The sequence below is a fragment of the Pseudochelatococcus lubricantis genome, assembly GCF_042432495.1.
GTDB lineage: Bacteria > Pseudomonadota > Alphaproteobacteria > Rhizobiales > Beijerinckiaceae > Pseudochelatococcus > Pseudochelatococcus lubricantis.
Genome location: NZ_JBHLXC010000002.1, coordinates 800,812 through 823,082, shown reverse-complemented (window position 1 = coordinate 823,082; position 22,271 = coordinate 800,812). Strand labels below are relative to the sequence as shown.

At 58.2% G+C, this 22,271-nt stretch carries 20 protein-coding genes and 1 pseudogene; 17 read left to right on the top strand and 4 right to left on the bottom strand.

Going from position 1 to position 22,271, the window contains the following annotated elements; all coding sequences use genetic code 11:
• Positions 1-108 precede the first annotated feature (108 nt).
• A pseudogene (locus ACFFJ7_RS06635) lies at positions 109-243 on the top strand (IS5/IS1182 family transposase); the annotation flags it as partial.
• On the opposite strand, the gene ACFFJ7_RS06630 reads toward ACFFJ7_RS06635, so the two are convergent.
• The gene (locus ACFFJ7_RS06630; protein WP_377591328.1) at positions 240-2,813 is read right to left on the bottom strand and encodes a S1C family serine protease; all 2,574 of its coding nucleotides are present in this window, start codon (positions 2,811-2,813) and stop codon (positions 240-242) included. The pseudogene ACFFJ7_RS06635 and the gene ACFFJ7_RS06630 overlap by 4 nt on opposite strands.
• Before the next feature lie 298 nt (positions 2,814-3,111).
• Between ACFFJ7_RS06630 and ACFFJ7_RS06625 the strand changes: the two genes are divergently transcribed.
• The 4 genes from ACFFJ7_RS06625 (at position 3,112) to ACFFJ7_RS06610 (ending at position 5,452) form a co-directional block, all read left to right on the top strand.
• A complete protein-coding gene (locus ACFFJ7_RS06625; RefSeq protein ID WP_377591326.1) occupies positions 3,112-3,414 on the top strand; it encodes a type II toxin-antitoxin system Phd/YefM family antitoxin in 303 nt (100 codons plus the stop codon).
• The gene (locus ACFFJ7_RS06620; RefSeq protein WP_377591324.1) at positions 3,411-3,884 is read left to right on the top strand and encodes a type II toxin-antitoxin system VapC family toxin; all 474 of its coding nucleotides are present in this window, start codon (positions 3,411-3,413) and stop codon (positions 3,882-3,884) included. The genes ACFFJ7_RS06625 and ACFFJ7_RS06620 overlap by 4 nt, the downstream gene beginning before the upstream one ends.
• A 29-nt stretch (positions 3,885-3,913) precedes the next feature.
• The gene (locus ACFFJ7_RS06615; protein WP_377591322.1) at positions 3,914-4,612 is read left to right on the top strand and encodes a hypothetical protein; all 699 of its coding nucleotides are present in this window, start codon (positions 3,914-3,916) and stop codon (positions 4,610-4,612) included.
• Positions 4,613-4,879: 267 nt separating this feature from the next.
• The gene (locus ACFFJ7_RS06610) at positions 4,880-5,452 is read left to right on the top strand and encodes a hypothetical protein (protein ID WP_377591320.1); all 573 of its coding nucleotides are present in this window, start codon (positions 4,880-4,882) and stop codon (positions 5,450-5,452) included.
• 501 nt (positions 5,453-5,953) lie between these two features.
• On the opposite strand, the gene ACFFJ7_RS06605 is transcribed toward ACFFJ7_RS06610, so the two are convergent.
• On the bottom strand, positions 5,954-6,841 hold the full coding sequence (locus tag ACFFJ7_RS06605; RefSeq protein WP_377591318.1) for a hypothetical protein: 888 nt from the start codon (positions 6,839-6,841) through the stop codon (positions 5,954-5,956).
• Between the two features lie 546 nt (positions 6,842-7,387).
• Here ACFFJ7_RS06605 and ACFFJ7_RS06600 point away from each other — a divergent pair.
• The 4 genes from ACFFJ7_RS06600 to terL are packed head-to-tail and all read left to right on the top strand — an operon-like array spanning position 7,388 to position 11,330.
• Positions 7,388-8,026: a hypothetical protein gene (locus ACFFJ7_RS06600; RefSeq protein ID WP_377591316.1), complete on the top strand. Its 639-nt coding sequence runs from the start codon at positions 7,388-7,390 to the stop codon at positions 8,024-8,026.
• A 16-nt stretch (positions 8,027-8,042) separates the two neighbouring features.
• Positions 8,043-9,455 carry a site-specific DNA-methyltransferase gene (locus ACFFJ7_RS06595; RefSeq protein WP_377591314.1) on the top strand — a complete coding sequence of 471 codons (1,413 nt, stop codon included), beginning with the start codon at positions 8,043-8,045 and terminating at the stop codon, positions 9,453-9,455.
• Positions 9,448-9,900, top strand: coding sequence for a DUF5681 domain-containing protein (locus ACFFJ7_RS06590; protein ID WP_377591312.1), 453 nt, complete (start codon positions 9,448-9,450; stop codon positions 9,898-9,900). Before ACFFJ7_RS06595 ends, ACFFJ7_RS06590 begins: the two co-directional genes overlap by 8 nt.
• A 59-nt stretch (positions 9,901-9,959) precedes the next feature.
• On the top strand, positions 9,960-11,330 hold the full coding sequence (gene terL, locus ACFFJ7_RS06585; RefSeq protein WP_377591310.1) for a phage terminase large subunit: 1,371 nt from the start codon (positions 9,960-9,962) through the stop codon (positions 11,328-11,330).
• A gap of 376 nt (positions 11,331-11,706) precedes the next feature.
• Here terL and ACFFJ7_RS06580 read toward each other — a convergent pair whose 3' ends face one another.
• On the bottom strand, positions 11,707-12,372 hold the full coding sequence (locus ACFFJ7_RS06580; RefSeq protein WP_377591308.1) for a hypothetical protein: 666 nt from the start codon (positions 12,370-12,372) through the stop codon (positions 11,707-11,709).
• Between the two features lie 288 nt (positions 12,373-12,660).
• Positions 12,661-13,812, bottom strand: coding sequence for a hypothetical protein (locus ACFFJ7_RS06575; RefSeq protein WP_377592101.1), 1,152 nt, complete (start codon positions 13,810-13,812; stop codon positions 12,661-12,663).
• Between the two features lie 893 nt (positions 13,813-14,705).
• On the opposite strand from ACFFJ7_RS06575, the gene ACFFJ7_RS06570 reads away from it, so the two are divergent.
• The 8 genes from ACFFJ7_RS06570 (at position 14,706) to ACFFJ7_RS06535 (ending at position 22,259) form a co-directional block, all read left to right on the top strand.
• Complete coding sequence (locus ACFFJ7_RS06570) at positions 14,706-15,047, top strand: hypothetical protein (protein WP_377591306.1); 342 nt, start codon at positions 14,706-14,708, stop codon at positions 15,045-15,047.
• A 203-nt stretch (positions 15,048-15,250) separates the two neighbouring features.
• Complete coding sequence (gene lpxD, locus ACFFJ7_RS06565) at positions 15,251-16,318, top strand: UDP-3-O-(3-hydroxymyristoyl)glucosamine N-acyltransferase (RefSeq protein WP_377591304.1); 1,068 nt, start codon at positions 15,251-15,253, stop codon at positions 16,316-16,318.
• Between the two features lie 157 nt (positions 16,319-16,475).
• Positions 16,476-17,222, top strand: a complete 747-nt coding sequence (locus ACFFJ7_RS06560) for a response regulator (RefSeq protein WP_377591302.1) — start codon at positions 16,476-16,478, stop codon at positions 17,220-17,222.
• Positions 17,223-17,935: 713 nt separating this feature from the next.
• The gene (locus ACFFJ7_RS06555) at positions 17,936-18,853 is read left to right on the top strand and encodes a DUF3313 domain-containing protein (RefSeq protein WP_377591300.1); all 918 of its coding nucleotides are present in this window, start codon (positions 17,936-17,938) and stop codon (positions 18,851-18,853) included.
• Complete coding sequence (locus ACFFJ7_RS06550; protein ID WP_377591298.1) at positions 18,853-19,188, top strand: hypothetical protein; 336 nt, start codon at positions 18,853-18,855, stop codon at positions 19,186-19,188. Before ACFFJ7_RS06555 ends, ACFFJ7_RS06550 begins: the two co-directional genes overlap by 1 nt.
• 1 nt (position 19,189) lies before the next feature.
• Positions 19,190-20,386: an HlyD family efflux transporter periplasmic adaptor subunit gene (locus ACFFJ7_RS06545; RefSeq protein WP_377591296.1), complete on the top strand. Its 1,197-nt coding sequence runs from the start codon at positions 19,190-19,192 to the stop codon at positions 20,384-20,386.
• Positions 20,383-21,567 (top strand): ABC transporter permease DevC, encoded by a 1,185-nt coding sequence (gene devC / locus ACFFJ7_RS06540; RefSeq protein ID WP_377591294.1) that lies wholly within the window; start codon positions 20,383-20,385, stop codon positions 21,565-21,567. The genes ACFFJ7_RS06545 and devC overlap by 4 nt, the downstream gene beginning before the upstream one ends.
• On the top strand, positions 21,567-22,259 hold the full coding sequence (locus tag ACFFJ7_RS06535) for an ATP-binding cassette domain-containing protein (RefSeq protein ID WP_377591292.1): 693 nt from the start codon (positions 21,567-21,569) through the stop codon (positions 22,257-22,259). Before devC ends, ACFFJ7_RS06535 begins: the two co-directional genes overlap by 1 nt.
• Positions 22,260-22,271: the final 12 nt, after the last annotated feature.

Below are 22,271 nucleotides of genomic sequence, written 5' to 3'. Positions count from 1 at the left end.
CATCGTGGCTGGCTCGGTGAAAGAGGGATAGAGGCTGTCATCCTTGGACGCGCAAGCCTCGACGGCTTCTATCCGCTCAACCGAGCCGCCTATCGACGTTGAGACATCATCGAGCGTATGTTCGGAAAGTTCAAGAACTGGAAACGCATCGCAACCAGATACGGCCGCCTCGCCGTCAACTATCTCGCAGCAATCGCCCTCGTCGCTCATGCAACTCGATGGCTCAAATCTGCCCCTATCTAGTGCTGACATACAACCAGAGCTGAGAATAACTTCGCGCGATCAGCGATATCTGGTGGCTTGAGTGCCGGGACGCCGGGCTCACCGATCTTGAGCTTGACGCCCTGTGCTTCGAGAAAGCCCTGCACCACGCTCGCCTTGATCGCAAAATTCACATTTTGCGCAAGGTCTTCTGTCGCGGCAGCAACCTTTAACGCGTTGAGCTTCGCGACCACCACACCGACAACATGGCCGTTTTCATCAAGCAGCGGACCGCCGCTATTGCCAGGCTGCACGGGCGCAGAAATCTGCAGCATACGGGTGTCGTCTTTCAATCCCGCGAGCGCTGTCACGCTGCCTTGTGTGAAGTTGCCACCGGAGGTCAGCAGACCAGTCAGTGGATAGCCGAACACCGCGGCGTACTCACCCATTCTAACGCCCGGCCGGAACGCCGCGACTGCAGGAGCAGGCTTATCGGTAGCCAACAAGGCAAGATCATTTATCTTATCGCGGGCTACGATCCGAGCCTCTCTCGGGGGATCCTGTGCGTAACGCACGGTCGTCTGCACGCACGAGTCCACGACGTGGGCATTGGTGACCAACTGGCCCTCTTCCGAGACATAGAAACCCGTGCCGGTGAATGTCTGCCCGATCGAAGGAGCAGGAGCTGGCACTCTTGGCGCAGGCGTGGGAGCTGGAACAGGCGACGGTATCGGCGCAACTGGCGCCATGGCAGCGATGGTCGGTGGGACGGGAGGGGCCCGATGTTGCCCCAGTTCCACATTCGCGCGGAATAAATCCGACATTAGTGTCGATAAGCGGTCGCCGTGGAATGCGCTCGAGTTCCAGCTAATCGTAAAGCCAACGATCTCACCGTTAAGGGAAGCCATTCGCACATAGGTAGAGCGGTCACCCTCGGAAAAGCTCACGACGAAGAAGGTCGGCCGGAGAACCTTGAAATTGACCGTCGCAGGCGGTTGAACGCTCCCGACGACGGTATTGAAAAACGGTTGCAGCGCGGTGCTCGGATGGAAGCTGGTGACGATCTCCAATGATCCGTCATTCGCCTCATAGGCCATCCCGTTCGAGATCGGTCTCTGATTGAGTCCCAGACCCCGAGGTATCCAAAACGGCGTATTCGTCTGAAAAAGAATCGTGCTCGACAGCCCCCATCTTCTCAGTACATCAGCCGCGCGTTCACGTAGCTCCGCCAACTCCGGCTGCGTGAGAATTCCGTTCTGTGGTGCACCGATTTCGGATTGGAATGCCTGAACTGCCTGGAACAGGCGCTTACCGAATTGCTCGTTGCTCACCGCTGGCCAATGACCAGTTGCTATCATCATCATCTGGATATCGAGGCGGAGATTGATGGGGAGTGCTTCGAACGACCGTCTGGCGTCCTCGAATGAAGCCGTCGACTGATCGGTCGTCCCGCCAATGTAACCATTCTTGATCAGATGCGCCTTGAGCGTCTCCGGAAACGGAACGACCCGTTGCGCGCCATCCGGACATTTGTCGATCGGCCGGTTGAGTGTGCAGACCTTCTGCGCGAAATGCGAGTTCGGATCATAAAGCTGCAGCATTCGCGTCCAGGCTTCGTCGAACTCGCCGACCTGCGCTTTCACTGCAACCCACCCGCCAAGAAACCCATTGCCTCGCCAGACAGAGGGCTCCTCGCTGGCATTGCGCTCCATCCATGCCAGCCGCTGGCGCAAATACCGCTGGTATCGAGGCTCCCTGGTTACATCCTGGAGGCTCGTCCCGACCAGCCGTTCGATCCGCGGCGGTGCTGATGAACCGGCATATGAATCGAACGCGTAAAGAAAGCTGTTATCGATGCTGAGGAACTCAACGTTCCCATCACCATCGACGTCCTCGATAGCGTAGCCGTCTCCATCGAGCGTTTGACCACGAGCGATCTGCCACCGGCCGCCGTTGAACGAGAGCACTTGCGTGACGGTGCAGCAATGCGCTCCGCCCCAGTAGTAATCGAACACGATCAGCGGCATCTGACTGCCGCTCCCGCCACGGATCACACGCACGGTCGACTGTACTCTCTCGCTCGCGCCCTCCGAAATGACGGCTTGCACCGTTGGTACTCCACCACCCTGCACGGTAAGGCGCGCTGCCTTCATGCCATCGCGCTGCGGAACGGCATCCAGAGTGAGTGTTAGTTGCTGGTGTCGGAGAACGGTCGGCGCTTCGCCGTCATATTTCTCGAAGGCGAGAAGAGGTGCAGGTGGTGCCTTCCAGAGGATCTCGACGAACCGCTCGCCGCGCGTGGCGAAGGCATCTGATGGCGCCCCGATCGAGCTGCTCAGACTATCCTTGATTGCCTGGACCTTCGCAGCAGCCAGGGGGCCCACCACAACCGCAAAGCGTCCATTCGCGGCCTTGATGACCTGGACACCGCTCAGGCGCTGAGCATATGGCCTTGCTGCGCCAATCGCTTCTTCCAGGTCGAGCCGCGAGGCCAAGACCAGCCATCGATCCGCCGGCGGCAGGAGAAGAGACTGGGCAGAAGACGAGCCGGCTGCGAAGACGCCAATATTCCACAGCCACAGCACAGCAATAAAACGCCATCCGAAACGCACAGCACGCCCCCCGAAAAACCCGTTTAATTGTCGTCGAATCCAGTCGGTTCGACAAGGGTTGCGAGGCCTTCAGGGGAAATCAAGCTTAAGTTCCGTGGATTCTTCACCATAAACCTGCCCGCTAGGCTCCCTTCGGGGACCAGCTTTATCATGCAGCTCCTATCCCTGTTTCATCAAACACCCGGTTACTGAGTGATGACCGAGATCCCTTCCTTTCCTGCCCTGTTTTCAGCAAGGCGCGCTGGCGCTACCGCGAGGTGCGTGCTATATAACTGACTATCTGACCAGGTGCAAAACAATGGGCAAACAGACGGAACTGACGAAAGCAAAACGGGCTGGAACCCGGCCGGTAACGGGGCGGTGGAAGCTCGAGGACGCGAAGGCGCGCTTCAGCGAGGTGGTGCGGCATGCCCGCGAGGAGGGGCCGCAGCGCGTGAGTGTAAGGGGCCATGATGCGGTTGTGGTGATGAGCGTCGAGGAATTTGAGCGCCTCGTGCCAGAGAAGCCTCGGGTGCCCTTCGTCCAGTTCATGGAAAGCTTGCATCTCGATGGGCTCGATCTCGAACGCGAGGCCGATCGCGGGCGGGATGTCGAACTGTGAGGGGCTGGCTGCTCGACACCAATGTCGTGGCTGCCCTGATCAATCCGCGGGGGGCGCCATCAGTGAAGCGCTGGGCCGAGGAACAGGACGAGGAAACCTTCCACATCAGTGTTCTCACCCTGGCCGAATACGACAAGGGCATTCACAATCTGCCAGATCAAGACGCGGACCGGTCGCGCTACATGGCAGCCCGCGATGCGCTGGCGGAACGGTTCGGCAACCGCATGCTTTCGCTCAGCGACGAGATCGTCCGGCGGTGGGGGCAGATGTCCGGAGAGGGCAAACGCTCAAGTGGCCATGCGCCGCCGGTGATCGACACGATGCTCGCAGCAACGGCGATCGAATATGACCTCTATCTGGTCACGCGCAACGTGAAGGACACACGGCCGTCAGGAGCAATCGTGTTCGATCCTTGGAACGACGACGCACAGAAATTTCTGCTGGGGTCGCGCAGTAAACGACCGAGATAGCGATATGACAAACGGTGCTTCACGCGTGAATGCCTGTCGTCGCCGTCGAAGTGGATTGCCGCAAGGGAGACGATTCAGTCATTTTGTGCCCCTTGCTATTCGTCAAAATTGGACATCATCAGTGCCGTGATCAAAGTTCGCTGCATCTCTCTCGATTAAGCTTGGCATTGAACGACCCTCTCCATTATAGCGCATTGCACTTGGGGGTAGAAATGGGTGTCAATCTGCCGAAGGGCATAACCTTGGCCGGGTTTCGACTGACACAGGTCAAGCAGGCATTGAAGGTGTATGCGCAAACTGACCAAGAGGAGAACTTCTTCGAGGTAGAGTCATTCGCGTCCTCGCGGCTGGAGGCAGCCGCGCTTTACGAGGAGTTGCTCGAGCGAAAGCTTATCGACCCAAAGGCCATATCGCACGAACAGCATTTGACTGAGGACGGGCTCGCGATTGCGGGAGGGAAAGCGCGCCGTAGCCCGCTGCGCACGGCCCACCGGATCCTGGATGATCTACTGGCGCGTATTGAGCATATGAACGAGGAGGCTGCGCCGCTCAACCTTGTGGAGCGGGTCTGGCTATTCGGATCGGTCATGTGTGGGCAGGAAACAGTCGGTGATATCGACCTCGCAATCGAAACCGTACATAATCCGGCATTTGGAGACGACGCATCGCGCTCGACTCGACTTCGTGAGTTGGTTAACCAAGCATCGGATCATCTCCTCTATTTTTAAAAGCTCAACTGGCATGAGGAGCGAAGCATCTTTGGCAAACGTCGGCATCCGCTCCTCGCCGGCGCGCACATCGATTCGAGCGAACTCCGGCGACTGGGGGTGCCTTGTAAGCTGATCTTTGACCGAAGCAGGGGTGGCAGGGTTAACGACGAAGTAATCCCCCGGCATCCAGACTCTCCCGGACGTAGCAACGAGATGGGCGCTCCACGGGAATTGCCCGATCTCGCGCCACTTTCCTCTGTACCTCGACCGATGGATGCTCGTTGGATGTCCGCACACAAGGTGGATGGGCGCATCTCTCCCCATCGACTATCTACTGAGCCGCGGACAGTTCCGGGTTCGGGCTCCTACGTGATGACGGATGGCACCGAGCTCCGCTGGCACGACTGGTGCCCGCCCTCGTTGAAGGCCAGCGGCTATGACGGAGTGTCGAAAGTTCTTTTAAAGTATCACGATACCTGGTCAGACCGGAAGGGGCGAGATGCGGCGTCGATGGTGCTACGAAGGGAAATTCGGGACCACGAAACGAAGATCGAACTGCATGTCGAGCTTTCTGATTTTGAGCGCTCGCGTCGGCTGAAGCCAAGACTAGATCATCCATTTTTTCAGCTTTGTGGGATGGCGGCTATGCTTGTATTCGGTGACATCCATCGCCAGACTATGCGTTTGAGCGAATGCCAAGTGCACAAGATGATCTCTATCGATATTGATACCAGCGGACTACCCGACGAGCTCGGAGAGACCGCACCGATCTGGATCGAAAGTCTGCTCAAGGAATTGGCACCTCCGGCAGGCTACTGCCAAGACCGACCTTATGTCGACCGAGCGGGTATCCCTTAGGAGAAAGCCTGTTCCCAAGCCACTTCCAGTAGCTTCGCATCCATTTTCTCCGCTCAAGGCACTTGCGGCCATGCCTCAGCGGGAACGCAATCGTGGATTGCCCGATCAAATCCGGGCCATCACCGGGAAGACGCAGACCCACCTGTGCGCCAAGTTCCGCCGTCTGGCCGCGCCGGCAAGCACGCGGCGAAGATCGTAGCGGTGATCGTACGTGAGTTGGCGGGCTTCATCCAGGACATTGCCGGCTATACGCCGGCGGACAGTCTCAAGGCAGGTCTAACGCTCGCTGGAGTGAGCCGCCCACTGAGAGGACGAACGGACAATAGGAAATCGGATCGTTGACTCACGGTCTGGCTAGCCTGCTGCGCGCCCTGATTGACGCGGACAATCCCAAACAGGGGGCAGCCAGCAACGCACTGGATAGTGATCGTCCGGATAAGCTTAGATCTCAGCCTTGCGCCCGAAGCAGGCTCTTACGCCAGTTCGTCGCGCTGTCGACGATCATTGGCTGTCACCGTAGAATAGGCGTTTCTCCAAATCGATCTGCGTGGGCACAATTCCCTCATCAATCATCCGAATGAGAGCGTTTCGCAGGATAACAAAACTCTGCACCAAAACAGCAACCTCCGCATCTTGGGCCGAATGTGCTGCCTTCGAGCGCGCGTTGTATAGGTCAGCGACGGTTTTGAATAGTTCGAGTCGCTTTGGCCCCGCTGCTTCAAGGTATGCAGCGATGTGGGCGGATACCCGGAAACGAAGTTCGGCTCGCGACGGCGCGAATAGTTCTTCCAGCGCACCCCACACTGTCAGCAGCGCCGAGGCCGGTCTTCCTCTGACCGTACAAGCATCCGCCGCCCGAAGCGCCATGTTCAAGGGGGAGCATGTCCTCAGCAATTCCGCTGTGCGAGGCCAGACGGACTTCACCCACGACAGATCTTCAATTTTGAGGCTCGACAGTTCCTTCTTTCCCGCAGAAAGGATACGAGGTTCGATCTCGAATGGTCGGAGCAATGGTTCCTGCTTCGACGTTGCGGCGGAGTCAAATGGGACATCAGAGATGACCGGAACCATGAGATACGCATACTTCACCAGCCTCAGTAATGCAGCGATCAGCCACACGACATCCTCGCCACTCAGTCCTCCCGGCAGCCTCTGTCCTGTGGGGACCGCCAGTTCGACTTCAAAGTCGTAACTAAACCCGCCTCGCGCGGCGCGCCAAGGTAAAGAGTGAGGATTCTCCTCTGTCGTTTTAGCGAATGCCATCATGTTAGCGGCGAAAAGACGAGCATAGGCCGCTCTCAGCACGATACCATGGCCTAGTTCAAACGAATCGCCATCGTAGGTGACATGAGACAACCCCGCGTATATTTTCGGCTGCGATTCGATCATTACTAGTCTTTCAAGGTATGCTGAACCAATATGAAACTCGCCAAGAACGCTAGACTTTAGCATAGAATCGGCGATTTACCATGTTGCTAGCTGAGTGTGGAGAGCGGCGAGAATAGTTGGCTATCGGCAATAAATGGAGAGGCATGCGAGATTCGAACGTCACCTTCCTGCAAGATAGTTACTGTATTCGTATTTGTCGCAAATGATCGCATCTTACCCTTGCGTTCGCAAGCTAACGGACCTTACGGCCCGGTATCGCTAGGTTATTCCCTGCCGCTGCTTCATCACATTGATATCCTGCAGCGAATCGATCGCACGGATGCTTGCGCCGAGCGCCTTTCTCGACAAGGCACGCCGCAAGCCAATGCCGAGGGCATTCACAGCGAGCGCCGGAGTGTCCGACTGCCCTAATGCCCTGAATATTCGCTATAAAACCATCGCTGAGCCATGTCAGGGCTAACGACACAATCACTCTTAATTAGTGACGTTGTATGGCGACATGAAATAATCCATCTTGCTCCCAGACGAATAAGGTGGATTGACGCAATGACGATTCCCGGGAAACGTGGCCGCCCAATGGGCACGGCCCCGAACCGCAAACACGACGAACGCCTGCTCCAGCAGGCAGCGCGGAACCTGCTCTTTGGGCTGTCCCCTAACGCGACGGCAGCCTTCCGCTCGCTGCTTGACGAAGATGATCCCCAATTTCCCGCGGTGCTTCGCCGTCTGCAGCGCCAGTGGCAACAGCACGGCGACCGCTATCTGGAAGAGACACGCCGTAACGCCTTTGCGCAGCGATGGCGGTTCGACGCCGATCGGCTTGAGAAGGCTTCGCCCGAATTCTCGCAGGTCGTCGACACCTTCGCCGCCTCTTCGGTCGGCCAGGCCGTTCTCCGTAAATATGGCCAGAATGGCATCCCTGCCGATCCCCTGTCGTTAGGCATCGTCACACTCTGGGACGAGATCGTCCGTAACAGCGCGATTGGCCCACTGCGCGCCGAGGAGCTGTTCAAACAGGTCCATGCCGATTGGTCGGCGACCGGGCTGGAACCGGACGAGGCATTTCTCAGGCGGTTCGCCGAGCTTTGCCTTGCCCAGGCCGACAGGCTGAAGGCGCATGTCGGCGCGGGCACCGGCGACGGCAACGCCGGCCGCGAGCATGACCATGACGACGGTGCCCTTTAAGCGGAGGGCGACGACGATGGACGCTGAGCAGCTACTGAGTAAGCGTATCCGGGACCTCACGCCTTATCCCCGCAATGCGCGTACCCATTCGAAAAAGCAGATCCGCCAGATCGCCGACAGCATCAAACGGTTCGGCTTCACCAATCCCGTGCTGATCGACGAGCATGACCGCATCCTGGCGGGGCACGGCCGCGTCGAGGCGGCGAGACTCCTCGGCATGGATCAGGTGCCCTGCCGGTTGATCGCATCGCTATCGGAGGCGGAAAAGCGCGCCTATATCGTGGCGGACAACAAGCTTGCCCTCAATGCCGGCTGGGATGAGGAAATTCTGGCCATCGAGCTGCAGTTCCTCATCGAGCAGGCGCCAGAGATCGACATCGGCCTAACCGGCTTCTCGGTGTCCGAAATCGACGATCTCGTCGACATCGGCGGTACCCGCAACGACACCGATCCGCGGGATGATCGTGTGCCGGCCATCGACATCGGCACCGCAGCCACGACCGAGGCGGGCGATGTCTGGCTGCTCGGTGATCACCGGCTTGTCTGCGGTGATGCGCGGGAGGCCGACAACTACCGGCTTCTGATGACGGCAGGCGACCGGATCGAGCAGGCGCAGATGGTATTCACCGATCCGCCCTACAACGTCCTGATCGACGGCCATGTCGGCGGGTCGGGAAAAATTCGCCACCGCGAGTTCGCCATGGCCTCGGGGGAGATGTCGCGGGACGGCTTCACCGCCTTCCTGTCCACGGTCATCGGCCATCTGGTCGCCTTCAGCGCGGACGGCTCGATCCATTTCCTTTGTATCGACTGGCGCCATCTCACCGAAATGCAGCAGGCGGGCGAGGCACATTATTTCGAGCTCAAGAACCTGATCGTGTGGGTGAAGGACAACGGCGGCATGGGGAGCTTTTATCGCTCCCGGCATGAGCTGATCTTTGCCTGGAAGGCAGGGACCGCGCCGCATATAAACTCCTTCGAGCTCGGCCAGAAAGGCCGCTACCGGACGAATGTCTGGAATTATCGCGGCATCAGCTCGGGCGGCAGAACCGCGAGGAAGGAGCTTGCCCTGCACCCCACGGTTAAGCCGGTCGCTATGGTGGTCGATGCGATGAAGGACTGCTCGAGCCGGGGCGGCATCGTGCTCGACCCCTTCTGCGGCTCCGGCACGATCCTGATCGCCGCGCAAAAAGTCGGGCGCCGCGCGCGGACGATGGAGATCGATCCCCTTTATTGCGATACGGCGATCCTTCGCTGGCAACAGTTTGCGAAGGACGACGCCGTGCTGACGGCGACGGGCGAGACGTTTACGGCCGTGCGCGCCCGGCGCGCAGCGGAGCGGTCTCAGCATCGGGCTTCCGACGAATTGCCGGATACGATAGCCCCGACACCGGGCTCGAATGACAAGAGGCTCGTTTCTCATGAATGATCACCCTGTGGATGACAATGCCGAAGGGCCGGCGGGAGAAACGACCGCATCGGCGCCGGCCTATGAGGTGGGCTACGGCAGCCCGCCGAAACATAGCCGTTTCAAGCTAGGCCAATCCGGAAACCCTAAAGGTCGTAAGAAGGGTACCAAGAACACGGGCACGCTCTTGCAGGAAATTCTGGACGAGAAGATCATCGTCCGGGAAGGAGACCGGGAGAAGAAGATCACCCGGAAGGAGGCCTGGTTTCGTCAACTGACCAACAAGGCCCTCAAGGGTGATGCCAAGGCAACAACGGCACTTTTCGGTATGCTGAGGAACCTCGGCCATATAGAGCCGCAACCGAACGGCTCGAATAACGACGCCCGCAGGCAGCTCAACGAATCGGATCAAGCAATCTTCAAGCGACTGTTCCCGAACGGCATGATTCCGGAGGACAGCGAATGAGGTCAGCGCATTTGCAAGTCGCGGGTGAGCCGCCGGAACTCACCTATCACGATATGCAGGTGATCCAGCGGCAGAACCTGGGCGCCTTCATCGAAAAATCGTTCCGGGAGCTTTATTCCGCCCTGCCCTATCTGCATAACTGGCACATCGATGCCTTTGCTTGGCATCTGTCGGAGGTAATGCACGGGCGCATCAAGCGCTTGCTGATCACAGTTCCGCCCCGCAGCCTGAAGTCGCATTCCGCATCCGTCGCCTTTCCGGCCTGGGTTCTGGGCCGTGAGCCTCACCGACGGATCATCACAGTAAGCTACGGCAATGATCTCGCGGTCGAGCACGCCAATGCCTTCCGCAAACTGATGAAGGCAGACTGGTATCGGGATCTGTTTCCGTTCACCCGGGTCGACCCCGGGAAGGACCGGGAGCGCGAGGTCCGCACCACGGACGGCGGTTACCGGCTGACCACGACGGTGGGCGGGCCGCTCACGGGACGCGGCGGCGGCATTATCATCATCGACGACCCGATGAAAGCGGTGGACGCGGAGTCGCAGGCGGCCCGTGATTCCGTCAAACGCTGGTTCGACGAAACGCTGCTGACCCGGCTCGACGACCGCAGAAGCGACGCCATCATCCTGATCATGCAGCGGCTGCACGTCGACGATCTCGCCGGTCATGTGCTCACCAAGGGCGGCTGGGTTCACCTCAATCTCCCCGCTATTGCCGAAGAAGAACGCCGTATCCCGATCGGGTACGGGCGCTTCCACCTGATCAAGCCCGGAGATGTCCTCCACCCCGGCCGCGACACCGTTACCGATCTCGACCGACTGAAGCGCGAGATGGGTTCGGCCGCCTTCTCTGCGCAATATCAGCAATCGCCGGTGCCGGCCGGCGGCAACATGATCAAATGGGCCTGGTTCGGTCAATACGGCGCCATGCCCGAGGCGAAGTGGCCGGCGATGATCGCGCAGAGCTGGGACACGGCCTCGAAGGCGGGTGAGCTCAACGATTACTCGGTGGGCATTACCGCCCTTGTCGTGCAGGACACGGTCTACATCGTCGATGTCATCCGGGCTCGGCTCGACTATCCGAGCCTCAAGAACCGCATCTTGCAGGCCAAACAGCGCTGGAAGGCGCAAATCATTCTGATCGAGGACAAGGGCAGCGGCACGAGCCTGATTCAGGACCTCAAGCGTGACGGTTGTCACACGATTGCGGTCAAGGCGGAATCCGACAAGGTCGTCAGGATGTCGGCCTGCTCGGCCCGCATCGAGGCCGGCGCGGTGCTGTTGCCGTCGACCGCTTCCTGGCTCGATAACTTCCGGGACGAGATTCTTGCTTTCCCTGACGGCCGTCATGACGATCAGGCCGATGCCTTGTCGCAGCTCCTCAATTGGCGGCGGCATGGGTATTATACGCTCGATGGTGTGAGGTAAGGTGATGGCGTCGACGCGATCTGCAGAATACCAAGGGCCTAAAAATATAAGGCGTTGATTGTGCAAATATCTATGTAACCGACTGAATTTTTCCACATTTTAACCGGACGCCCAACGTAAACGGGAAGGCTCAAGGACACCCTTGAAGACAGGCGTATGTCGGAGGACTATCAGCGTATCGAGGTGATCGCGGGCGTCGCTCGCGATCACCTCCGCCTCAAGCCCGAGATGGATTTTATTTGTTAATTAATATTTTGTACCAGAGGCAGGAAGAAGCCAAAGTAAACAGTGGGTCTCGAAAATCAGTACGGCGACAGAAGAAATTGAAACTAAGAGAGCGGATGTCGAAACCAACAGGGTGCTCACAAGGCGTATTTCAGCGCCACTCTTCTCTTGTGACTTGTACAACAGGCCAGAAAATCTGCTCCTGGGTTCCAGCGCCCATTTCACCCATGATTTCAACACCGGCATAGCCGGCCACATAGGCCAGCCAGACCATACCGCCTATGACAACAGCGTGCATGCACAGATGGACTGCCGCTTCGGACTTCAGGTGTCGCCCCATTGTCTTCCACAGTTTTACCGCGCTCTCCACCAACCGACCCGGACGGAGCCCGCGAGGCGGCAGCGGGTCTATCACTTCCCGTAAGTCGGCCGCCTGGCTGTGAACAGGATGGAACGCTGTCCGGCCGCGTACCTGCCAGCCCGGTAACGGACCGCGCGACCCGTGCAAGCTCGCACAGGCAGGAAGATCGCCATCTATTCCGAAGACGTATTGTCCTGCCATGCACGAGAAACGGTTAAAGCAAATGAGCGTTTTGTGCTCACCGCTGCCGATGTGGACGCTCGCCTTCCCCACGAGATTCGCAAAGACAGCGAAACGATTTGTATCGATCAGTTCCGTTTGAACCGTCCACCCTCGATCCGTCCACATCGCCTCATTTGCCTGCATCCGCATGGGCATGGGCATGTTGAGCGCGCCTGCGACCTTGAAGACCGGGATGGTTCGCGACATGGAGAAATAGAGAGAAGAACGTGACATTGGAAGGAACTCCGCGATACTAACACTGAAGCAAGGGTGTTGGCGTTTACCGAATACTTTCCAGAGCAGTTCGTGCAATATTCCCCAATTACACATTGAAATTAATGTCATTGTTTCAATATATACTATTATATTCTCACAATGTTATTTATTAATATCGTTATAATTAATTCTAAAATTTGTATTTTCTATTTTAAATTAACAATTGGAATGTCATTATAAGCAGATAATTTCACTTTATCATGTGCATGATATGCAGTATGTACATAATATTATATTCAGATTAGTTTATAGACTCGGCAAATTTGTACATGAGAAATCGGCGAAGGAAGCCGCCGGAAGTGGGCCGGCAGTCAGGAGGATGAAATCAAAAGGCGCACGGACATCCGCACCCAGTACATACTGTCGATGTATCCGCAAAAGGTCGCTCCTGATATTCCGATAGCGTTCGGGAAAAAGCATATGCTTTATGCGGATACTGATGATGCGCGGTTGAACCACCTCGGCATGGCCAGTAAGTTTCGTGACGCAGGATTTGTAGAAATGTATGGCGTCCGTCCGACACTGGACTTCGAACCACACTATTCCTTTCGCCCGTGCGATTGCTCCGACCCTCCTCCGCAGCGCAACAGCGCGGCGAAGCAACGCAACCTGCAGGATCGCCCCTCCGAGCGTTACAAAGATAACGCGCTTTCCTTCGAAAAGCTGCGGTTCCCTCTCCAACAGCATACCAATCACGTGGACTGCGATGCTGGAACCCATGCTGTGGGAACTGATCACATACTCGTCAGCCTCCTCGGCAAGAGCCTTCCGCACCAAGGCCATGCGGTCCTCAAGCCACCGGTTGAGACGGTCTTCGTCCAGACTGGCCAGCGATACGGCCAGTTCCCAGTCGGAAAAAAGATGCAAGGTGTACAAATTTTTCGACCATGGAATAAATATATGAAGAAAGAAAGCAATAGCGCATATGATACTCAAAATATAATGAACCGGGTGCATGTCAAAAAAGTATGGATATGCGGTAAACCCAATACTAATTGCAATAGCTAAAACAACGAGGATGAATGGGAATATAAAAAACAGGCCGAAGCGCCACGCATGGATGAAATAGGCGGTGGCGCCGCCCTGAAAGACAACACTCAACGCGCTGCGAAAGCCTGAGAGCAGTCGCTTATAGAGCGGCCTGCTCTCGAGGTGCGCAACAAGATCGCTGTGGTCGAAAACGTGAACACGACTTACCGTCTGCCACTCGGACCCTCTGCTATAGGTGGCGAAGCAGTTTGAATGCCCCGCTGACTGTAGCGAACCGACCATTATTCCGATATTCCATAACTTTCCGGTCTGCTGAGCGGAGCGCTCATAGCGTGCATGATGTGCACAGGCGTCCAAAGCTTCAAAGCCGGGAAAATGCAGCACGATGCGCTTCTTGACCGCTTTCATTGTAGTCGCTTCGCTCATCTTGAATCCTCGAAAAGCATAAAATTGGATCTCGCCGTTCGCGGCAAGACATGCGGCCTCACCCGTTGGGGGTCCTGGTTACTTTCCCACCACGCGCCAAGAGCAGCAGAATTGAACGGACGCGGCTAGGCATGGTGTGAAGGGCAGTCCGTCGACCGCCGCGCCTGGATCCTCTCCTCAGAGCGGAGCACGGGGACATCCGGCACGGTTGGCGAACACCAACCGATCATCGCGTCCGTAACGCTGCCCCCATACTTCAACCCACGCCGACGTCACCCGATGAACCTGGGGGTAGAGAAGCCCCGCCCGACGCGCCTGCAGCATGGCGTCCTCCGGCTCACACACATCTCTGCCCGGGAGTCGCGGTTTCCTGATTTCCTGTGGAAATAGTGTGTCGTCAGAAGCGAGGAGAAGCGCGCAAGACTCCCACCGGCCCACACCCGTCAGATCCAACGGCGTTCCTTCGGAAGCCGACTGCTGGCTGTCAGATGGACACGGCCGCGCGATGTCCGGTGAGGAATGGGCGGCCGTGGCGCCGACAAAGGCCAACAGGATCGCAGCCATGATTCTCGTGATAAAACTCATAGTGTTCCAACTCACGCGACCTACCGCTTCGAGAAAACGGGAATCTGATTCATTTAAAGTCTTCAGTATCGAATATATCCATCACGGCTTTTCGATAGTGTTTCGAGATGTTAAAAAATATTGCAGTGTTGATTTTCTTTGAGGACACATGCATATCGGCGTCCGTCGCAAATTGTGGGAGAGCCACCCGGGCCACATAACGTCGAAACAAAACTTAACAAAACAGAACGTCAATTCACCCAAACCTGGTTACCAAGGAATCGAAGTCACCAAGAATGAGGACGACTGCAATGCGCATGACCGCTCCTGTGCACGAACAGGTGCTGATCTGTTTGCCGGGCGAACAGGAAGCCTTGGCGTTTCTGAATGACGTGCTGACAAGCTCGGGCTTTTCGGTAACCAGCACAGCCTCCCTGCCCGAGTTCGAAGACGCAATTCAAACTGGTGGCCATTGCGCGGTCATCACTGTCGCAGCGATGACCGGCCCCATCCGGGCGATATCGGATCTGCCGCTCGTCGACATCCATCTCTTCAGCCGCGGGTGGCAAAGATCCGGGACAAGGCCGCGTCACGAGCTTTTCGACAGGGAAGCGTTCCTGAAAAGCGTCCGCTTCATCGCCAGGGGATGTTGACGAGGGATATCGAGATTGAGCTGCTCTCTTGTGCCGAACTAAGGGAGCTGGACATTTTCGCGCCATTCGGCTGTGGAAAGGAAAGAACCATGCTCTCTCTCGTCAGGGTGCATCGCTCGACGGAGGTTCTGGCGGATTTGTGACTCCGCCCATCCCGATAGGTCGTCTTTCAGTTTCGTTATCACCGGAATCGGATACAAGTCATGCCAATCCACGAAGAGTGCGCACTGCCGACAGGCCCCTCTATATCGTTACGCGACGTCGCGCGTCATTTCGGTATCGCGCTTGCCGACGGGGCCAACCTCGACTTTCACCTGTCCGGCGCTGCTGCGCTCCGCAACGCGACAGCAACCGATTTCGCCTATATGGATCATGCGCGCTATGTTGAGGAGCTTCGACAGACCCATGCTGGGGCCTGTTTCGTCAGCGAGCGCTTCAAGGATCAGGTGCCGAGGGGAACGGTGGCCCTGCTGGTTCCCCAACCTTATGTGGCCTTTGCCCGGCTTCTCGCTCAGCTGTATCCTGACGAACTGCGGCCCCAGGCCATTCACGCCGAGGGCGAAATCTCCTCCCGCGCGACTGTCCACGCGACCGCCAGTCTGGGCGCGAGTGTCGTCATCGACCCTGGCGTCGTCATCGGCAAGGGGGCCCGTATCGGGGCCGGAAGCACGATCGCCGCGAATGCCGTGATCGGAGCGGGCGTGGTCATTGGCGAGAATGCCTCCATCGGTCCTCACGTTTCGATCACTCATGCCGTTGTCGGCACGGGCGTCATCGTCCATCCGGGTGTTCAGATCGGGCAGGACGGCTTCGGGTTTGCCCCGACCGAGCGCGGGCATATCAAGGTCGTCCAGTTGGGAAAGGTTATCATCGGGGATGACGTCGAGATCGGGGCGAACGCCACCATCGACCGCGGCAGCAGCCGCGACACGGTGATTGGCAACGGGACGAAAATCGATAACCTCGTCCAGATCGCCCATAACGTCGAGATTGGGCGTCATTGCCTGATCGCCGCGCAAGCCGGCATTGCCGGATCCACAACCATTGAGGATTTCGTCGCGATCGGAGGCCAGAGCGCAATCGCTGGCCATCTCCACATCGGCCGGGGCGCACAACTGGCGGCGGCATCGGGCGTCATGCGCGACGTGCCAGCCGGCGAACGTTGGGGCGGATGCCCTGCGAAGCCGATCAGAACCTTCTTTCGCGAGCAGACCATGGTCAAGAGGCTGGCGGCGCGGGACGCGGGCCCCATTCCCACATTTCACTTTTGATGAAATTGAGGCGCCAGCTGGCGTTGTTTTTACAAATGAAATCAACGCCATGGTTCACTCGCTTCGATCTTCTAGACTTGTGCCTCGCTGCTTTGTAGTCGACGAGGTATGGTAGTAATGTCCGGATGTTATGCATGATGGAGTTTGGTAGGCAACAATGCAGGGCGCGCTTGCAACGCATAAGACGGCCGCTTCGACCACGGCGCATATCCTCGTCATCGAGGACGATGGAGATATCGCCAACATGCTGGTCGAACTGATCACCGAAGGAGGTTTTCAGGCCACTGCGGTCAAGTCGGGTACGGAGATGGACCGCTTTATGCGCCGTCACGGCGTCGACCTGATCGTACTGGATGCGATGCTGCCTGGCGAAGACGGCTTCAGCATTTGCCGGCGGCTGCGCGCCTCCACGATCACACCCATCCTGATGCTGACGGCTCTGGGAGAGGACATCGACCGAATTCTCGGCCTGGAACTTGGTGCAGACGATTACGTCACCAAGCCCTTCAACTCGCGCGAGCTTCTGGCGCGTATCAAAAGCCTGTTACGCAGGGCTTCCTATGGCAATCGCACCAGCGACCGGCCGACCGCCATGACCTTCGCAGGCTGGCGGATCGATCCCGTGAGCCGCAAGCTCCACGATCCGCAAGGCGTGGAGATCTTTATGACGACAGCGGAGTTCGATATTCTACTGGCGTTCTGTGCCAACCCCGGAGAAGTCATGACGCGCGAGCACCTGCTCTCGCTGACTCATGCCGGCACGGCCGGACCCGTCCAGCGCAGTGTAGATGTCCATGTCAGCCGCGTGCGCCAGAAGATCGAGCCAAACGCAAAGGAGCCGTCGCTCATCAAGACGGTCCGCCTCGGCGGCTATCTGTTCACGCCCACCGTCGAGAAAGCATGATGCTCCGGCGTTCCGGGCTGGTGTCTGAACTGAGATCCTCAAAATCGACGATGCTGGCAAAGGCCCCAGCTTGAAAACGTTGAAGGACATCGACGCCTGACTCGGCAACTGCATGGCGTCGAACAAAAGAGATCCTGATACGCGAAGCGTTCCGATCCTTTCGATCCGCTTCGTGCAACAACAATTCCTTAGAAATCTCACTTAGGGCTTGAAGCAAGATGTCTCAGGACTCCAATCTATAATACGCCATCAGCTTGTTTCTACGATATGACAATGTTCATTTGACCTGCGTTTGGTCGATCGGCCACGACCTCAATCGGAATCAAGCCAAGTAGCTTAGGTGAAGATCCGCATCAGGGAACAGTGGCGCTCGTGGCCGACTGCTGCATAGTTCATGCAATTGCACTTTCGTACACAAATCTCGAAATTGCTTTAATGCGACAGTGTCTCTGAGCTAGTGTAACAATTCTTAACACGAGAAAATCCAATCCAACACCAAAATGAGGATTAATGCTTCTGGATACTCTCAAATAAGGATTGGACCATGAAATCCAAAAATCTACAAATTCGATCTACATCTTGGGCAATCAGGATTTTTATCGTAAGATTTATTCGCAGAATACTACTTCGCGACCGGTGAACATTTCAATGCCTCGTGAGAACAGCAGGCTGAGGCAATAGCCCCGCCCTCTATCATCCAACAGGAAAACGAAATGTCACATTCCCGCATCGGTCCTGCAGACGTTCGGCCGCGTCATCATCTGATTAAATCAGCTCTCCTCTCATCATCGCTTTTGTCAGTCGTTGGTGGCTGCGCCTCGGTGCCGCTGGAACAGGCGAACTCATTGAAATCCTACGAGGGTTTGACGCCAGGCGAAGGGCAATTGACGAAAGCGAAATACAAGGTCGTTTCCGAAGATCTCACGTCGACCAAAACCATCTATATCGAACCAACGACGATATCAGCCGTTGCCGCGCAATCCATCAAGAAATCCTCCGATCAAGCCCTGGTGGCAAATGTGATCAGCCGCGCCCTCTGCATTGGCGTCAGCGATCGTTTCGTCGTCGTAGACAAAAAAGAAAATGCCGATCTCGTCGTTCGCGCAACCGTTACCCGGATCGTACCAACCGACCCTGCAGTCGCTGGTTTGTCGTTTGCGATATCGCAAGGGGCGTCATTCGTGGTTCCCGTGCCTGTCCCGAGACTGCCGATGGGACTTGGAGGGCTTTCCGTAGAGGCCGAAGCCACCACAAGGGACGGGAAGCAGTTGGGTGCCATGGTATGGGCCAAGGGCGCTAACGTCCTGACCACGAGTCCGCGCGTTTCGCAGATTGGGGACGCCTATTCGCTTGCGGCCAGCTTCGGCGATGACTTCTCCAAGATGCTGGTTGCGGGCAACACACCGTTCAAGGGCCTCCCAAAGCTTCCGTCCTCCCAGAAGCTGCAATCCAACCTTGGCGGCAAACACAAATATCAGGCTTGCGAAAGGTTCGGTCGAGCGCCCGGACTGAAGGACCTGGCAGCGTCGCAACTCGGCATGCCGCCGTCCTGGACCGACAAGCCAGCTCCAGAGCAGAACCAGCAGAGCCCGCGGCAGACATCGCTCAACGATCGCACGAGGGGCCGGTGATGCCGATGTCCGATAACGCGATTCAGGAAGTGACGAAGTCCACACCCTATAAGACGCTCATTGCCGGCAAGCTTGCTTTCTTACAATTTACAGCGACCGTCCATTACATGATTATTGCATTGGCCAACGCAATAATCATGCAGGGACCGTTTGGCGGCATTCCCGGATCGGCGATCCTTCCTGTCGCCATTGATCTTTTGCGATCCGACTTGTGCGGTCGCGTGGCGCGTGTAATCCGGGCGGCTTTCGCCTCCGGCCAGATATCGGGTCTCCATGCGGGACTCTGTCTGTCGAACCGCTGGGCGTGGCAAAGGAAAAGTCACGCCGATGATTGAAATGGTCAAGAACGGCGTCGCATTGCCACTCGAAGACTCGGGGAAAGCGGATGCACGGGCGTCTTCCAGCCGGACGGGCCAACGCGGATCATGGTGGCGAAAACTGCTGCTGGCCGGATCGTCGCTTGGCCTGGGCGCGGTTGCCGGCATGTATTTGCAGCAATCTGCCCTGCTCACCATCCTTGAGCTTGCAGGGCTTGATCCTGTCCAACCCTCAACCGTGGCGGTCCTGAAGCACGAGGAGAGCCAACCAACGATCGACGCGTCAGCGCGCGATGTCGTCGCGCTCGGCCGCCTTGTGCCGGAAGGCGGCATTCTGGCGGTGGCGCTTCCCAATGGCGCGGGCGACGCGCGCATCGCGCGGCTGATGGTGTCCGAAGGCCAACAGGTGGAAGAGGGAGAAATCATTGCGGAACTGGACAACATGGCGGCACTTCTCGCCGCAAAGGTCTCGGCAGAGTCCAACCTCGCCGTCCAGCAGGCCGCACTGGAACAGGTTCGCGCAACGATGCTGACGAGCCTTGCGGAGTCCCGAGCCAATCATCTGGCGGCCGAAGCGACGCTGACACTCGCGAACCAGGAGCTCGAGCGGCAGAACAGGCTTGCCACCCGCAGTTCCACGACCCAGGTGCTGATCGAGCAGGCGCGAGCGAACGCCGTCAAGGCGCGGGCCGAGTTCGACCGGAGCGGCGCCCTTGTCGAGCGTTTCAGCGGAGCCGAGACAGGCAGCCAGTCCGACATCGTGCTGGCGGCGCGCAACCTCGATCTGGCCCGCGCCAACCTGGCCCGCGCCAACGAAGATCTCACCTCCGCACGGGTCGTCGCGCCGCGAGCGGGAACCGTGCTGGAACTCCACGCCCGCGTAAGCGAGAAGCCATCGGACATCGGCGTCATGACGATCGGCGACATCTCGCAGATGACGGCGGAACTGGAAGTCTATCAGACCGACGTGAAAGAGGTCGCACTCGGCCAGATCGTCAGCATGACGGCACAGGCGCTGCCGGCCCCCCTGACGGGCAAGGTCACGCAGATCAGGCAGATCGTCGGGCGCCAGTCGGTGATGTCGTCGGAGCCCGCCGCCAACGCGGATGCGCGCGTCGTGCGGGTGACTGTCTCTCTCGATGCCGAATCCTCGGCCCGCGCCCGTTCCTACACCAATCTCGAGGTCATCGGCAGGATAAGGATGGAAGCCGAATGACGCGGCTGTTGCACCTCCTGCTCCGGCGCACGCCCATCGGCTGGCTGCAACTCACCCACAACCGCATGCGGCTGGTGGCGGCCGTGGCGGGAATAGCCTTCGCCAATCTCCTTGTCTTCGTCCAGCTTGGTGTGGTGGCGTCGATGACCAGCGTCATCCACCTGACCTATACGCCCTTCCGCGCCGATATCATCATCTCGCCGCCGGGTGCGCAACTCTTCAGCGCCGCGCTCTTGCCGCGGCGGGTCATGTACATGGCCCTTGCCGACCCGGGCGTGGCCGATGCCACCCCGCTTTATCTCGACAACATGGAGTGGAAGCGGCCGGATGGCATTTCCAAGGCGCTGATCGTCTATGGCATGGCGACTGATACGAGCGCCTTCGCGGGTGAGACGATCGGGCATCAACTGGCAATGCTTTCGCTGCCCAACCGCGTGCTGCTCGACGGCACGTTCCAGAATATCGATCAGAATGCGGACGCCGTGGGCATCGGGCAGGTATCGCCCGAAACGCCGCTGACATTCGAGATCAATGGGCGTGCCGTTTCGGCGGTGGGCAGTTTCAAACTCGGCAGCGGCTTCGGCTACGATGGCGCGCTCTTCATGTCGGACCAGACATTCCAGCGGCTCGTCCCCCAGCGGACGTCCGGCACGCCGAGCCATGTCCTCGTCCGTGTGAAGCCGGGTCAGGACACGGCAGCCGTGGTCGGCCGGCTGAAGCAGCGCCTCGCCTCGGAGCATGTCCAGGTCCGCACGACCGCGCAGGTGATCGCCGACGACCTGAACTATATGAATACCGAGGCGCCCATGGGCATCATATTCGGGATCGGCGTTCTTATCGGCATTTTTGTCGGTCTGGTCATCGTCTATCAGGTTCTCGCGACAGATGTCGCCGCTCATATGAAGGAATATGCCACGTTCAAGGCCATGGGCTATCCGCACCGCTTCCTTCTCGGCATCGTCTTCGAGGAAGCGCTGATCATTGCCTTCCTGGGCTTCGTGCCCGGCGTCGTGCTCGGAAGCGGGATCTATGAGGTGATGGCGATGGCAACCGACCTGCCGCTCGGCATGACGCCGGGCCGGGCCCTGGCGGTCCTTGCGGGCACGTTCGTCGCCTGTGCGCTGTCGGGCTGGCTCGCGACCCTTCGCCTCAGGCGGGCGGAACCGGCGGAGTTGTTCTGATGATGAACCCTGGCGAACCACCCATCCAGCTTCAAGGCGTCAATCATTGGTTCGGCGCTGGCGAAACCCGGATTCAGGCGATCTTCGACGTGTCGCTGTCGATCGAACGCGGCACCTTGACCATCCTGCGCGGCCCCTCCGGCTCGGGCAAGACGACCTTGCTGACTCTCATGGGGTGCCTGCGCAACGTGCAGGACGGTTCGATCCGTCTGTTGGGTCAGGAGACGCGTGGCACAAGCCAGGCCAGCCAGGAGGTATTGCGTCGCCGGCTCGGCTTCATCTTCCAGGCCCATAACCTGCACGAAAGCCTGACCGCCCGGCAGAACATACTGATGGGGCTACAGGTACATGGCCCGGGCGGCGACATGGCCAAGCAAAACGCCGCGGCGGTTCACATTCTGGAATCGCTCGGTCTGGGAGAGCGTATCGACTACCTGCCCGAAAAACTCTCCGGCGGGCAGAAGCAGCGCGTGGCCATCGCCCGCGCCCTTGTATCCAACCCGGAAATCGTCTTCGCCGACGAACCGACCGCCGCGCTGGACAAGGATGCGGGACTCTATGTGGTGCAGATGCTCAAGGTGCTTGGGGAGACGCGTGGCACGTCGACGGTGATGGTAACGCACGACACGCGCATTATCGATCTTGCCGACAGGATTATCACCTTTGAGGATGGACGCCTGGTATCGGACTGAAGACGCTTTAAG

What these genes read in the sequence shown, in the direction of transcription:
- ACFFJ7_RS06625 (WP_377591326.1), top strand. Translation starts at nt 3,112, where the DNA reads ATGGGCAAACAGACGGAACTGACGAAAGCAAAACGGGCTGGAACCCGG.
- ACFFJ7_RS06615 (WP_377591322.1), top strand. Translation starts at nt 3,914, where the DNA reads ATGCCTGTCGTCGCCGTCGAAGTGGATTGCCGCAAGGGAGACGATTCA.
- ACFFJ7_RS06610 (WP_377591320.1), top strand. Translation starts at nt 4,880, where the DNA reads ATGTCCGCACACAAGGTGGATGGGCGCATCTCTCCCCATCGACTATCT.
- ACFFJ7_RS06605 (WP_377591318.1), bottom strand. Translation starts at nt 6,841, where the DNA reads ATGATCGAATCGCAGCCGAAAATATACGCGGGGTTGTCTCATGTCACC.
- ACFFJ7_RS06600 (WP_377591316.1), top strand. Translation starts at nt 7,388, where the DNA reads ATGACGATTCCCGGGAAACGTGGCCGCCCAATGGGCACGGCCCCGAAC.
- ACFFJ7_RS06595 (WP_377591314.1), top strand. Translation starts at nt 8,043, where the DNA reads ATGGACGCTGAGCAGCTACTGAGTAAGCGTATCCGGGACCTCACGCCT.
- ACFFJ7_RS06590 (WP_377591312.1), top strand. Translation starts at nt 9,448, where the DNA reads ATGAATGATCACCCTGTGGATGACAATGCCGAAGGGCCGGCGGGAGAA.
- ACFFJ7_RS06580 (WP_377591308.1), bottom strand. Translation starts at nt 12,372, where the DNA reads ATGTCACGTTCTTCTCTCTATTTCTCCATGTCGCGAACCATCCCGGTC.
- ACFFJ7_RS06575 (WP_377592101.1), bottom strand. Translation starts at nt 13,812, where the DNA reads ATGAAAGCGGTCAAGAAGCGCATCGTGCTGCATTTTCCCGGCTTTGAA.
- ACFFJ7_RS06570 (WP_377591306.1), top strand. Translation starts at nt 14,706, where the DNA reads ATGCGCATGACCGCTCCTGTGCACGAACAGGTGCTGATCTGTTTGCCG.
- lpxD (WP_377591304.1), top strand. Translation starts at nt 15,251, where the DNA reads ATGCCAATCCACGAAGAGTGCGCACTGCCGACAGGCCCCTCTATATCG.
- ACFFJ7_RS06560 (WP_377591302.1), top strand. Translation starts at nt 16,476, where the DNA reads ATGCAGGGCGCGCTTGCAACGCATAAGACGGCCGCTTCGACCACGGCG.
- ACFFJ7_RS06555 (WP_377591300.1), top strand. Translation starts at nt 17,936, where the DNA reads ATGTCACATTCCCGCATCGGTCCTGCAGACGTTCGGCCGCGTCATCAT.
- ACFFJ7_RS06550 (WP_377591298.1), top strand. Translation starts at nt 18,853, where the DNA reads ATGCCGATGTCCGATAACGCGATTCAGGAAGTGACGAAGTCCACACCC.
- ACFFJ7_RS06545 (WP_377591296.1), top strand. Translation starts at nt 19,190, where the DNA reads ATGGTCAAGAACGGCGTCGCATTGCCACTCGAAGACTCGGGGAAAGCG.
- devC (WP_377591294.1), top strand. Translation starts at nt 20,383, where the DNA reads ATGACGCGGCTGTTGCACCTCCTGCTCCGGCGCACGCCCATCGGCTGG.
- ACFFJ7_RS06535 (WP_377591292.1), top strand. Translation starts at nt 21,567, where the DNA reads ATGATGAACCCTGGCGAACCACCCATCCAGCTTCAAGGCGTCAATCAT.